This is a genomic window from Saprospiraceae bacterium (assembly GCA_016716185.1).
Classification (GTDB): domain Bacteria; phylum Bacteroidota; class Bacteroidia; order Chitinophagales; family Saprospiraceae; genus Vicinibacter.
In genome coordinates this window covers 219256-233595 of sequence record JADJWV010000001.1, presented here as the reverse complement: position 1 = coordinate 233595, position 14340 = coordinate 219256, and the positions used below count along the sequence as shown (strand labels likewise).

General features: G+C 39.8%; 6 protein-coding genes and 1 pseudogene. 5 read left to right on the top strand and 2 right to left on the bottom strand.

Annotated features, from left to right (window positions below):
* The first annotated feature begins 83 nt into the window (after positions 1 to 83).
* From IPM34_00835 to IPM34_00820, 4 genes are all read left to right on the top strand, one after another.
* Positions 84 to 3686, top strand: a complete 3603-nt coding sequence (locus IPM34_00835; protein ID MBK8954087.1) for a GMC family oxidoreductase — start codon at positions 84 to 86, stop codon at positions 3684 to 3686.
* A gap of 55 nt (positions 3687 to 3741) precedes the next feature.
* On the top strand, positions 3742 to 4251 hold the full coding sequence (locus tag IPM34_00830) for a hypothetical protein (protein ID MBK8954086.1): 510 nt from the start codon (positions 3742 to 3744) through the stop codon (positions 4249 to 4251).
* An 11-nt stretch (positions 4252 to 4262) separates the two neighbouring features.
* Entirely contained in the window at positions 4263 to 4994 is a 732-nt protein-coding gene (locus IPM34_00825; GenBank protein ID MBK8954085.1) for an N-acetylmuramoyl-L-alanine amidase, read from the top strand.
* A gap of 251 nt (positions 4995 to 5245) precedes the next feature.
* Positions 5246 to 7852, top strand: a complete 2607-nt coding sequence (locus IPM34_00820) for a zinc-dependent metalloprotease (protein MBK8954084.1) — start codon at positions 5246 to 5248, stop codon at positions 7850 to 7852.
* 348 nt (positions 7853 to 8200) lie between these two features.
* Here IPM34_00820 and IPM34_00815 read toward each other — a convergent pair whose 3' ends face one another.
* Both IPM34_00815 and IPM34_00810 read right to left on the bottom strand, forming a co-directional pair.
* Positions 8201 to 9490 (bottom strand): T9SS type A sorting domain-containing protein, encoded by a 1290-nt coding sequence (locus tag IPM34_00815; GenBank protein ID MBK8954083.1) that lies wholly within the window; start codon positions 9488 to 9490, stop codon positions 8201 to 8203.
* A 482-nt stretch (positions 9491 to 9972) separates the two neighbouring features.
* Entirely contained in the window at positions 9973 to 10479 is a 507-nt protein-coding gene (locus IPM34_00810) for a hypothetical protein (protein MBK8954082.1), read from the bottom strand.
* Between the two features lie 267 nt (positions 10480 to 10746).
* Between IPM34_00810 and IPM34_00805 the strand changes: the two are divergent.
* Positions 10747 to 14105 (top strand): annotated as a pseudogene (locus IPM34_00805) (isoleucine--tRNA ligase).
* The last annotated feature ends 235 nt before the right edge of the window (positions 14106 to 14340 follow it).

Here is a 14340-nt window from a genome sequence, read left to right as displayed (position 1 = left end):
TTATAATGTTATTTAATACATTACTAAGAATACTGTGCAAATGAAGAAAAGATTATGTTAAACCTATAAAATACCGTGTAAATATGATTCCAATTTTTACTATGAAGGGTTATACAAGTGTGGATCCACTGGATGGACTTTCAAACGCGAAGCGAACACTTTTACACATGCTTGTTTGTACCGCATTTACCATCCTTCTTATTTTTTTAATAGATCCTGTTTTTAAGATCGTATTTTTCAAAAACTTCTGCAGCCAAATTGCAGAAGTTGTTTTGTTTGGAGTCATTTATGCATTCATAATTGTGCAGATCAGAAAGTCGAGTTCTCTGGTTCACTATTTCATAATTTTTTTACCCCTCTATATTGCCGATCTCTATCTGGAAACGCACTGCATGCGTAGCCTGGAAGACAAGGCTATCTGGAATTATTATCCGGAAAGTTTTGTGTATAAGATAGAACCCATCGCATGGAGATATTTTATAACTATTTCATTTGATGGTCTTCTTCTTGGGCCCGTTTGTTTATGGTTTTCAAGGCTCATTGCTTCCCTTCTGGTAAAAAAACAAAGCGCAAGATTTGATGCGGCTTATCATAAATTATTTAATGAGGAGCGAACAGAAGACCGGTTAATCGTTCTTCCAAAGCGGATCCTCCTAAAAAGTAATGGGTCCAATATTCTCAAAAGAATAGATTTTGATTTTTGGATATTGAGATTGTTGGGTATTTTTTTCCTGATCTATCTCAGCATTCTGATCGCGGGTTCTGTGGGTTCTGTATCTTTAAATAGTCAAAAATTGTTATGGCCCGAACAATTGGCAAAACTGATTTCTGATACCTATACGAATGCCTTTCATCATGTGCATACCATAGGGAAGATCAGTAATTTTATTTTGCTAGCCATGATTGCCGCGTTTCATACCGGAATTAGATTTTTTGCTGTAAGAATTTTTATGTTGGGCAATCTTGTCGCTGCAATTTGTTCGTTTTATCTGTATTATTTCAGCAGTGGCGAAGACTTCTTATTTCAGTCGGGAATTGTAGACAGTGCCGTAACGTTATTGAGTTTTGTATTGTACTTGAGAAGCAGAAATGAGTTTGACAAAACACTGTTTGAACAAAAATATAAAACCAAAGATGCAACCATTGCCGAACAATTGCTGATGTTGGTGTATTTCGTTGCATTTTTAATGTTTACTCTTTTATTTGTGTTTCTGGTCGCAGGATTTTTATGGGGTTCGGAAGGAAGCGAACTATTCCGAATTTGGTATAAATTGATTCAGGCTCCCGAATCGATGCTGCTCAACTCTATCACTTTTTCGTTCACAACAGCTTTGATAGCCTATTACTGCTTCAGGTATAAGGGGGTCAGAATGATATTTACCCATAACCTCACCGATCCCCTGATTTTTAGTTCTATAACGGCAGCATTGTGGTTGATTTATTTTTATCTGAACAATGGTTTTATTCCAGGTTATCTCAAACCATATTTGTTCATCTACCTGTTGATAAACGGATCTCTGATTTTTCTGATCCGCAAAGCCCGGAGTTTGTATTACAACATGGATCTTCAGATCACAACGCTCCATCCTTCGGAAGCAGATACAGCCCAGGCATTCGTTACCGCCATTTATGGAGATGACAACGTTAATGCACTGGCTGCAGCGGGAAAAACAGATAAATTTATTGCAAGCATTCGAGGCAGAAAAAGAGGATTGATCAATTTTCCATTTTATATTCTCGAGAATATTTTATGCCCCTTGATGGCATTGAGGCCAAGATTTTCCAATATGTCATTGGAAGAGAGGTGTTTTTTTCTTAAAAAATATATACTTCGTTTTCCGGCTGAAATCTCCAAAGCCTTTTCTCCAGAGATTTCGAACATTGCCAATAAAATTGGGATTTCGCTCAAAGCGATTTCAAGCTTATCATATTTATCCACACCTCAAGGTCGTGATTTTCTGAACTATATCGAACCCGAAAGAAGAAACCGTTACGCGGGCTGCCTTCCCTCGAGTCCGGCCCCTTTTTCTCATGTGCCATCAATGCCGGAGAATGAATCAGATCCACTCAATTTCAAACCCGGGATGAGCGTAAATCCTGAATCCTTGATGGCGAATCATTTAAGTTCTTCTCAGGCCGATGCGGATCATCTTAGCACGTATGATTATGTAATTATTGGTTCCGGCGCAGCCGGGGCTGTGATGGCTTACAGATTGGCATGTTGTGAAAATATAGATCCTTCAAAGATATTGCTGGTCGAAAGAGGAAGCCGTGTTTCGCGTCACACCGACATGAATGACGATGAAATGGATATGCTGGCCAGACTTTATAAAGAAGGTGGATTGCAGCAAACAAAAAAATTTGATATGGTGGTATTGCAGGGTGAAACGCTGGGCGGTACGACCGTCATCAATAATGCAGTTTGTCTGGAAATGCCAATGGCAACGCGTGATGCCTGGAACAAGGATTTCGGAATTCCTTTAAACGCAATTCAAAAACATTACGATCGGATCAGAAAGGAAATCAACATACACCCGATCGACCATAATGCGATCAATCAAAAAGTTGCAACAAAGTTTCGAAATGCAGTTTCAGCATTTAATCAACAACACGACCACATCCTGGACCTGATTGATCCACTGGAAGTCAATGCCCGGAGCGAGGATGGAGACGGATTGTGGAACCTTGGCAACAAAAGGGGTAAAAAACTATCCATGGAGTCGACTTATATTCCCTGGGCTGAAGCCAAAGGCGTACACGTGATGACTCAGGCGGATGCATTAAAATTTATAACGGACGAAGCAAGTGATACCGGACAACTCAATAAGAGAGCCCGGGCAATTCTGGTGCAAACGAGTCGCGGGATCGAAGAAATCAGTGTTCATAAGAGTTTAGTAATCTGCGGCGGATGCATTGCCTCAACCCATTTGATCATGAGAAGTTCAGAACACGAATTAAAAAACGAAGCGGTGGGAAAAAATCTGGCCTGTAATTATGCGTTTCCATTTGCATTTGAATTTGAAGATGAATTGAAAGCTTTCGACGGAACTCAAATTACGATGGCAGCTTTGCACAAAAGTGAAAATTACATTTTTGAAACCTATTACAATCCACCGGCTGCATTTGCGATAACGCTGCCTTTCAACTTTGAGACGCACAGGAATGTCCTGAAACGTTATTCCAATTGCTTGAATTTTGGAGTCTTAATCGGTTCCTCCAACGTGGGTACAATTGATCGTAAATACGACAGAATCACGGGTCGGGCATTTGAATTCGATCTGAGTGGCACAGATGATCTGCGGAAGATCAAATCTGCCATACGCGACATGGTCGAGCTTGGAAAATTAGCCGGAGCCCGTTATGTTGTCATTCCGATGAACCCCGGATTGCGAATTGACTTGTTAGATCCCCATGCGTATGATGGTTTTATTAAAGATTTTGAAGCATACGATTTAAAGCAATCAGACCTGATCCTGAGTACAGCACATCCGCAGGGTGGAAATTCAATGACCGGTAAAAACAGTTTGCCAGGAGTTGTTGGAACTGATTTTAAATTAAATGGATACGATAATGTATACGTAACGGATGCATCCATTTTTCCGGCCAGTATTGGTGTTAATCCGCAATGGACAATCATGGCTCTGAGTTCAATGGCTTCGGAAATTATTGGATGTGATCTTAAATAACCGGGTTTAATATAAGTCCATGTAATAAATTTTCATTCACTTTAAATCTTCAATCATGCAAACGGAAGGTATATTGATCTCCATTGTAGTAACCTTATTCATGTTGAGTTTAATCACGGAGAAAGTATCCAATTTTATCAAACTCAATATTCCCTCCTTATCCTTGAAAATTCCTGAGGATACGGACTGGGAAAAGAAACGCGAAAAAAAAATACAATTGTTATCTGGTATTATTGGAATATTGGTGGCACTCTTGTGCAATGCCGATTTTTTTCAATTGATCAAGACCCAGGGTGCGATGATTCCATTGAATTCGATAACAGATTTTTCTTTTAAAAGCATACTGGGTTGTTTGATCACGGGATTGTTCCTCAGTCAGGGATCCAAATTTTTTCACGATTTACTCGATACTTTGTTGTATTATAAAAATGTAAAGAGGGCACTTTACAGCAAACAGGAAATCGAAAACAAATTACTGCAGTCACCAGATTCTTATACAGCATCTGAGTTTATAGCCAAAGTGACTGCGGATCAAAGGCAGGACGATTTTGATTACAACGCCTAAATCATATAAAAATGTTAGCAATCACAGAGCGTTTACTGAACAATTACAACAGACCCGGAAGAAATCTCAAAGATCTGAGGGCGATTATCATTCACTGGACAGCCAATACATCCAGAGGAGCCAACGCCATGGCCAACAGAAATTACTTTAACAGCAGGGACTACATCCGTGTGAATGGCAACATCATTTACGCTTCTGCGCATTATGTAGTCGACGATCAAACCATTGTCAGGTGTTTACCCGATGGCGAAGTGGGATATCATGTGGGATCCCGAAAGCCCTATAAAGCACTTGTGCACAATGAACTTCAGATACCTGTAGGAGATTCGCCCAACAACTATACCATCGGCATCGAAATGTGTGTAAATTCAGATGGAGATTTTTCTAAAACCAGACAGCATACGATCGAACTCACGCATCATCTGCTGAATCTGCATCAGATGCATTCATCACAGGTGCACAGACATTTTGACATCACAGGTAAAGATTGTCCGAAAATGATGCTGGATGATGTAATCTGGAAACAATTTCTTTCAGAATTAGAAAATTATAATAAACCTGCCGGAGATTTGAAAGTAAACGTGTCTGAGCTCAATGTCAGGGAAGGAGCAGGTACACAATTTCCAATCAAAAGAAAATTGATCAAAGGAGAACTGGTCAATAAAATGGCACAGGATGGCCTTTGGTTTAAAATCGGAGAAGGCGAATGGATACATTCCAATTATGTGATCCCAGCGGGATAATCGCCAAACGACAATTTCCGGCTAAGGATAAAGCCAGCATACTAACAATTGTTAGTATTCATTTTTTTGATTTGGACGGACGGCCATCCGGGTGGAGGGAACTGGCGGGGCCCGGAACCCCTCAGGCATTATTAAAGTGGGATCGAAGACAATTTTAAACAATCTTTTACGAAAACTTTCGTTGATAATTTCCAGAGCCTTATTTTTGGGTTCTTAAAACAGTTCATATTCACCATTAATTTACCAAACACATGAAAAATTATTTTCTCTATGCATTGAGCATCAGTATGTTATGGGCAATTTCTCCAATGCAAGGCCTTGGCCAGGCCAAAAAGAAATCAGTACCTGAAAAAACAGCTGAGGTTAAAAAAGACAGCACTGCAAAAGACACCGCAAAGAAGGTCACGATAGCAGATCAGACAAAAAGTTGTAAAAAGACCGAGGGTTTTTTTACCTTATTTCAGGATACAGCCACGGGAAGGATAAAACTTTACATCCGCAAAGAACAGCTTGGCGAAGAATTTTTATACCAAAGTTTTTCCATAGGGGGCCCTGCAGACCTTTTTCTCAACCAGAATATGATTAGGGAAACCTGGTTATTTAAAATTCGCAAAAACTTCGAACGTTTGGAATGGGTTCGCTCCAACCCAAATTTTTATTTTGATCCGAAAAGTCCGTTGAGCAAAGCTGCCAATGTAGATGTCTCAGAGGCAATCTTCTTTTCTGAAAAGATAGCCGCCGAAGATTCATTGGGAATTTTAATTTCGGCAGATGATTTGTTACTCAGTGAAAAACTCGATCCGGTGAAACCTTTTTTGCCACCCGGATTTCCACCCGGATTGATCCTGAATTTAGGGACGGTCAATAAAGACAAATCATTTTACCAAAAAATCAGAAGTTTTCCATCCAATACCGATGTGGTTGTAAACCTGTCATACGAAAATTTAAATCCACAAAATTTTGGAGGCTTAGACATTACCGATGCCCGTTACATCTCTGTTAAAATGCAACACAGTTTTGTCCAATTGCCAAAGAACAATTTCAAGCCCAGGTTTGCACATCCTCATGTTGGATATTTTACTCAAGAAATGGAAAACATGACGACCACAGAAAATCCACGATATCACGACATCATCACGCGTTGGCATTTGGAAAAGAAGAATCCGAACGATGCGATCAGTGAACCCGTTGAGCCCATCGTCTTTTGGGTGGAAAACACGACTCCCGTAGAATTGAGGCAGACCATTATGGATGCTGGCCACAAGTGGAACGAAGCATTTGAAAAGGCAGGTTTCAAAAATGCAGTAGTTATGAAAATGATGCCGGATGACGCTGAATGGGATCCTGCAGATATTCGGTACAATGTGATCCGTTGGGTATCTTCTGATCTGGGATTCGCCATAGGCCCCAGTTTTATCAATCCTCGCACCGGACAAATTTTAGGTGCAGACATTACTATTGATTTTGGATTCTTACGCGGGCTTGCGACGGAAACCGACTTGTTTGAGAGAATGCACAGATACATCAACTATCGCGCAGATCAACCGGAAGCACTTGAGCAACTTGCAGACCAACACGATCACCGGATGTGTTTGGCAGGGAAAGGCTTACAGGTGCAGCGGTCTTTTGCAACGGCCGTTTTGGAGACATTAGATGCAGATGAAGAAGAAAAGAAAAATCTGTTGCACCAGTTTATGACGGAGTTGGTATTACACGAGATGGGGCATACATTAGGCTTAAGTCACAACATGAAATCAAGTCAAATGCTGAGTCCGAAAGAACTGAAAGATAAAAACATGACCGGCACTCTTGGAGTCATTGGTTCTGTTATGGACTATAGCGTGGTGAACGTGGCTTTGAATAAAGCTGAACAAGCTCATTACTTCACCACCTGCACAGGTCCTTATGACAAATGGGTCATCGAATACGGATACAGACCCTTTTCCGCAGCAGAAGAAGAGGAAGGATTGAAAAGGATTCTAGCAAGAAGTACCGAAAAGAAACTCATTTTTGGAAATGATGCAGACATTACCCGGCCGGGAAGAGGTATCGATCCCAGAGTGATGGTTTGGGATTTAAGTAACGATATGGTGGCCTATGCAGAAGAACGGTTTGAGCTGGTAAACAAAACCATGAGGGGACTGAAAGAAAAATTCACCAAACCGGATAAGACTTATGAAAATCTGAATGTGAAATACTATGCGTTGATCAATCAGCGATACGATATGACGGGTGCTGTGGCCAATTACATTGGTGGAATCTATCTGGACAGAAGTTTGCCCGGACAAAATTCAAAAAATCTTCCCTATACTCCTGTCGATGAGGCTTATCAAAGAAAGGCCATGGACTTGTTGGCAAAAAGAGTTTTTGCGCCCGATGCGTTCGATGCAGAAACTTCTCTTTATAATTATCTTCAAAGACAAAGAAGAGGATTTCAATTCTTTTTTGGTTCTGAAGATCCCAAACTCGATGTTCATATTTTGGGATTGCAGGCCTATACCTTGATTACGATCTTAAATTCAAATACCTTGAGAAGGATCAATAACACGACCATGTACGGCAACAGTTACGATGTACATGAGGTGTTGAAAGATCTTGAAAACGCGATATTTGGAGCGGATTGGAAAACTTCAGTGAACAGCCATCGTAAAAATCTTCAGAATTTTTATGTAACTCAGCTCATCGGCATTATGGAAAACAAAATGGCGATGTTTGGTACGGATACCAAGGCTGCTGTGTTCACGGCATTGAACAGGTTAAACAAAAGTTTGAAAGATAACAAAGGGAAAGACGATGCCACAAAAGCACATCGCGATTATTTACATTATCAGATAAACAAGGTATTGCGAGGAAAGTAATTTCATACGCCGGAAAAATTGAAAGCCTATGTCTATAAAGGATGTAGGCTTTTTTTTGGGTGTAATATTTAACTAATACCAATAAAAATTACTTGACCCATTTTTTCTGGATAATTAACAGTAATCTCAAATAAACAATTTATTTTTTAAGGACAATCCAAAACATGCACGCTTAACTAATAATTCTCTCTCCAACAAATATAAATATTGTTAGTTTAAACCATTATCTGAGAAACTAAAATAGAAAGAGATCTATAAGAAAAATCTCTTTAAGATAAATACAGGACTGTTTTAACATCTTTAATTTCCATAATAGTTACACTCCATTAGGATGGGTGGTTATGGACGCTAATTGGTTTTGAATATTCTCCCATTTACTAATTTTCCTTCTATGCTTGCTTGGATAAAATAAGTACCCTTAGGGTAAGATGTTAAGTCAATTGTTACTATCGAGTTACTTCTATTTGGAGATTCCAATTCAATTTTCCGTCCCAAAAAATCAAGTACCTGAATTTTTATTTCTTTATCAGGAAATTCACTCAGGTCTATATTGAAAACGCCACCTGATGGATTTGGATATACAGGAATTTGCCTGGTAAAATGATTGGTTTGTACTTTGCTTATGTTGGGAATAATGCTGCTGAAATGATTAAACATACTGGAATCCATCCTGCAATGGCAGGTAAAATAAGGAGGAAATAAATTTCCATGGCTCAAAACTCCGTAAACTGTTCTGTTATTCGATGAATCTTTATAATAAAGCCCACTTCCGCTTTGTCCCTGATATCCTATGTTATTGTGGCACATTGTATTTTTTGACTGATGAAAATCCATATTTCCACTCATGTAATACATTCTTTCCCCTTCTTCAAAAACTGGGTTTCCTATAGGATCATATCCCGGGTAACCAAAACTGTAAAATACATTGGAGCTTGAAGTAAAGAAGCTGTCATCGGGATGATAGCCCCAATCCAGCCATCCCGTATTATTTCCTATCGGATTGGCTAAACTCATGATGGCCATATCGTAATCCAAATTTCCATTCATAGTCCATTGTGTAAATGAATACCAATTTGTAGTAGTAGTCAATCCAAAAGGCCGGCTACCTAAATTGTATGCCGGGACTACCGTGCAGGAAACAGCATAACTTGAATCAAATTTACTTTTAACACAATGGCCTCCCGTCAAAATAAATCCCGGGTGAATCAGAATGCCCGAGCATGTTGCAAAGCGAGTCTGATTATTTGAAGGATTAAAAAAGGTCAAGAACAATTTAACAACAGGAGATATAGGGTAATTGGGAAATTCAGCAAGCTGATCTGCGGGAAGTATGTTTGAAAAAGTAAAATCAGGTTCGTTGCTCGTGTTTGCTGTTGGATTGTGCTGATCATTGTCTGAATACCCAAATTTTTTAATTAACTTATGAATATTATTTCCTGTTTGAACCGTATCAAATCTCTTTTCGAGCATATTGAAAATTACAAGTTTGTTATCCTTATAAGATGTGTCTTTTGGAGGTGTAAAATGTTGCAGGGGCAACGGTTTATACAAATCTGTATTTAAGTCTTGTTGGCTAAACAATGAAAACTGGGAGCTTCCCATTGTTATAAAAAAGTAAAGCGCCAGATATTTGATCATTTTGTAAAAAGTTGTAACTACTTAGGTCAAATTTAAGAAGAAATGATCACTCGAATCTGAAGTAAAATACTAAAAAACATGTATAAGGCGAATTGTAGACAAGAGAATTCCGGGAGATAGGCATGTTATCAATATCTTGTTTTCAACTCTTGCCCATACCTCCAATTCCAGACAACATTCATTTCCCAATGTCTGCTTGCGCAAATCTTTAGCCTCGTGCCAACAGAAATTTATCGGTTTTGGTCATTAACTTTTACAAATGTGCAACAAATAAAAAATTCCTGGATCCTGAAGAGATTTATTTTGTCGACTTAGAAAACGTAAATTGAATACATGTATTAATCAATATGAAACTAAAACCGCATACTGATCCCAACATATCCATCTAATTGTAAATTCAAATGGAAATCTTGGGACTGGAAACTTCTTCAGCGAATTTTGCCTCAAGCTTCCTGCTCCTAAGAGCCTTTGGCCTTGAGTCTTCAGCCTTTTCTTCTGTATATTCCATGAAACGCAACCTGCAAAATACTATCGCGATCTGTGACTACATCCCATTTTTGAGAAACGTTGCCATCCGGTTGTGGTTCCCAAATGATTCGATTGTAATAGAAAAACTCAGCTTTTTGACTTTTTTGTTTTTCACTTTTGAGAACCATCTTTCCATTTTCAGATCTACCTTTTAACTTTAAAATAGAACCTCCGTTGTCGAGATACAATTGGTTCCAGGTCTGATCAGAGGGATCGAAATAGTTGTAGCTGGTACCTGTACTGTTTTTCGATTTCCAGTTTTCCAACAGGACACAGGAATCCTGGATGCTCGTTATTTTATTTTCTCCAATTTTATGATGGTCGGTGCTAAATACTTCCCAATCTCCCAGCCAGAAATCAAATTCCCGGTGATGGGGTGTACAACATTTGCAATTGGATTGGGCTGTGGTTGTGATTGAGAAAAAATTCATAAAGAGTAAAAGAAGACCCAAATATTTCATTATAAAGTGGTTTAAAATCAATTTGGAAATAATGTCCCTATTAAAACGATTTGCCACCTTAAATGTAACCATCACTTCTGCAATCGGAAAATCCCCGGATTTTTTCAAATTAGAGACGAACTCAGGATTCCAATTTCAACGTGCATCTAAGGATCTGCCTGCTTGATACCGGGCGCGCGCTATTGTATTCTAATCTATTAATAATCAATTATTTATATTAAAAATTTCCCTTTCATTATCTTTGCAGCTTTTAAAGGCAGAAAAATGATGTACCGTGAATACAAATCGCTGAATTTACCGGAGATCGACCGGCAGATTCTGGCGTTTTGGGAAGAGCAGGAAATTTTTAAAAAGAGCATTGACAACCGGGCTAATGCACCTGATTTTATATTTTATGAGGGTCCGCCATCCGCAAATGGAAAGCCGGGCATTCATCACGTCATGTCCAGAACGGTAAAAGATATTTTTTGCCGTTATCAGACTTTAATCGGCAAAAAAGTGCATCGAAAAGGGGGTTGGGATACTCACGGTTTACCAATTGAGTTAAGCGTCGAAAAGGAGCTTGGCATTACTAAAGAAGACATCGGTGTAAAAATTTCCATTGAGGAGTACAATGAGAAATGTAAAGAAACTGTAATGCGATTTAAAAACGAGTGGGACGAACTCACACGTAATATGGGTTATTGGGTGGATTTAAAAAATCCATACATCACTTTCAAAAACGAATACATAGAATCTGTATGGTACCTGCTTAAAGAGATTTATAAAAAGGGATATTTATATAAAGGTTACAGCATTCAGCCTTTTTCACCTGCTGCCGGTACAGGCCTGAGTTCGCATGAACTCAATCAGCCCGGAGCCTATCGGGAAGTCAAAGATGTTTCTGCTGTGGCTTTGTTTAAAGTGAATAAGGATTCCTATAACGAGGAACAACAAAAATTATTCGGCGATCTCGAATTTCATATCGCTGCATGGACGACCACGCCATGGACCTTGCCCAGCAATACCGCACTGGCAGTAGGTGCTAATGTAGAATATCAACTGCTTGAATGCTACAATCCTTATACGCATCAGCACCAAAATATTTTAATGGCCAAAGAATTGGTTCAAAGCTGGTTGAAACCGGAAAACGAAGTCACAGATTCCCTGCCGGACCCCGATGAAAAAAGGACACATTACCTCAAACATCAAATAAAACTAACAGGTGTTAACCTCGAAGGCTTGCGTTACGAACCCTTATTTGATTATGCGGTACCAAAGGATGGAGATGCATTCAAAGTGCTGTTGGGAGATTTTGTATCCACGGAGGAAGGTACGGGAATTGTCCATATTGCTCCTTCTTTTGGGGCAGATGACATGCGTGTAGCCAAAAAATACGGCATGGGTTCCCTAACGCTCGTTAACCGCCTGGGAAAATTCACGGAGGAGGTATACGATTTTGCAGGCGAGTATGTAAAAGAAGCTTACCTGAGTCACGATGAAAAGGAAGCCGAGAAAAAGCGACTCGGACTCGAGCGTTATCTTTCAGTAGATGAAAGACTGGTCATTAAACTTAAAAAAGCAGGCAAACTCCTGCATTCCCAAAAGTATGCACACAATTATCCGCATTGCTGGAGAACCGACAAACCGATACTTTATTATCCGCTGGATAGTTGGTTTATCAAAGTAACTGCCGTTAAGGATCGGCTCATTGAACTCAACAATACGATTCAATGGAAACCGGCTTCAACGGGTACCGGCAGATTCGGCAACTGGCTGGAGAATATTCAGGATTGGAATTTATCGCGATCGCGTTACTGGGGAATTCCGTTACCGGTTTGGAGAAATGAAGCAGGGAACATCGAAAAGTGCATAGGTTCTCTTGAAGAATTAAAAAATGAAATTGAGATGGCCAATCAACAGCTGGGTCTCACACAGGAATTACCAGCCGATTTGCACCGCCCTTACATAGATGAAATTGTATTGGTTTCTGATGATGGAAATGAAACGCTACGCAGGGAACTCGATCTGATCGATGTCTGGTTTGATTCCGGTTCCATGCCCTATGCACAATGGCATTATCCTTTTGAAAAAACAGATTTAAGCAAGGAATTTCCCGCAGATTTTATTGCCGAGGGGGTCGATCAGACCAGAGGATGGTTTTATACTTTGCACGCCATTGCCACCATGGTGTTTGACAATGTAGCTTACAAAACGGTAGTATCCAACGGACTCGTACTCGACAAGAACGGTGAAAAAATGTCGAAGCGAAAGGGAAATGTGGTAGATCCTTTCAGTACCCTGAAGCAGTTTGGAGCTGATGCCACGCGATGGTATCTCATCAGCAATGCAGATCCCTGGGAAAATCTGAAATTTGATCTGGAAGGCATAACCGAAGTTAGAAATAAATTTTTCGGGACCTTATTCAATACGTATTCCTTCTTTTCCATATATGCGAACATCGATCAGTTTTTATTTGATGAAGAAGAATATTTACAAGTAGCGCAGCGGGCGGAACTCGATCGGTGGATCATTTCAAAGCTGCAAAATGTAATCGCTGAATACCGCAAGTCGATGGATGCCTATGAACCCACTCAAGCTGCACGATGTATTGAGAATTTTGTAGCGAACGACCTTTCCAACTGGTATGTGAGGCTGTCGAGGCGCAGGTTTTGGAAATCAGAATCTTCAGGCGATAAACAGGCAGCATTTGAAACCTTGTTTGAATGTTTGGTGACGGTAAGTAAACTAATGGCATCTCTGGCTCCATTTATGGCAGAATGGTTGTATAAAAACATGACCGACACCATGCGGTTCCAGATGTTGGAACCAAGTTCCCCTTTTCTTATAGAATCCGTACATTTGTCTAATCTGCCAAAGCCATCAACTGAGCTGATGGATGAAGCCCTGGAGCGAAGAATGGATCTTGCTCAGCGCATATGCAGCCTGGTCCTCTCATTGCGAAAGGCACAAAAGATCAGAGTCAGACAACCTTTACAGCAAATTTTATTACCTGTTTTTTCGAGTGAATTCAAATCGGATATTCAGTTGGTCGAAGAATTGATAAAATCGGAAGTCAACATCAAACAAATCAATTACATCTCTACGGACACCGACCTGGTCAGAAAAAAGCAAAACCCAATTTCAAAACGCTGGGTAAAAAACTGGGTAAGCACATGAAGGAAGCTGCTGAATGGATTGCAGATTTTGATGCTGAGAAAATTAAAAACCTGGAACAAGGTAAAGCTATTGAATTAAGTTTCGAGGAACAGATTTATCCGATATTACTGGAAGATGTTGAAATTTTATCAGAAGACATTCCGGGCTGGTTAGTGAGTACGGATGGTCCGCTCACTGTAGCATTGGACATATCTATAACTGATGAATTGAAGGCGGAAGGATTTGCACGCGAACTGATCAACAGAATACAGAATATCAGAAAAGATAAAAACTTCAATGTCACCGATAGAATTTCTATTGATGTAGAATCTCATCCCGACATTATATTGGCATTGGATGGATACAGGGGCATGATCAGCAGTGAAGTGTTGGCAGATCACTTGCAAGTTGCAGATAGAAGTTTTAGCGATCAGTTTGAATGGTTGGAGGAACAAATGATTGGAGTTCATGTGGAAACCAGACCATGATAGGTAGGAAAGGCTTAAGGCTTAAGGCTTAAGGCCTAAGGCTTACGGTTTACGCTTTACGGCTTACGGCTTACGGCCTAAGGCTGAAGGGGAAGTGAAATCCACGTCACTGGATTAAAAGCGCAATTAATTTTTACGCCGGTTGCAATCACGCCATCAGGAAGCTCAAGTAAGAACCGAAAATCTTCATGTCAAACCGGTTTTCGTTTTCAATTATAAGAATCAATATGGCCCA

What these genes read in the sequence shown, in the direction of transcription:
- IPM34_00835 (MBK8954087.1), top strand. Translation starts at nt 84, where the DNA reads ATGATTCCAATTTTTACTATGAAGGGTTATACAAGTGTGGATCCACTG.
- IPM34_00830 (MBK8954086.1), top strand. Translation starts at nt 3,742, where the DNA reads ATGCAAACGGAAGGTATATTGATCTCCATTGTAGTAACCTTATTCATG.
- IPM34_00825 (MBK8954085.1), top strand. Translation starts at nt 4,263, where the DNA reads ATGTTAGCAATCACAGAGCGTTTACTGAACAATTACAACAGACCCGGA.
- IPM34_00820 (MBK8954084.1), top strand. Translation starts at nt 5,246, where the DNA reads ATGAAAAATTATTTTCTCTATGCATTGAGCATCAGTATGTTATGGGCA.
- IPM34_00815 (MBK8954083.1), bottom strand. Translation starts at nt 9,490, where the DNA reads ATGATCAAATATCTGGCGCTTTACTTTTTTATAACAATGGGAAGCTCC.
- IPM34_00810 (MBK8954082.1), bottom strand. Translation starts at nt 10,479, where the DNA reads ATGAAATATTTGGGTCTTCTTTTACTCTTTATGAATTTTTTCTCAATC.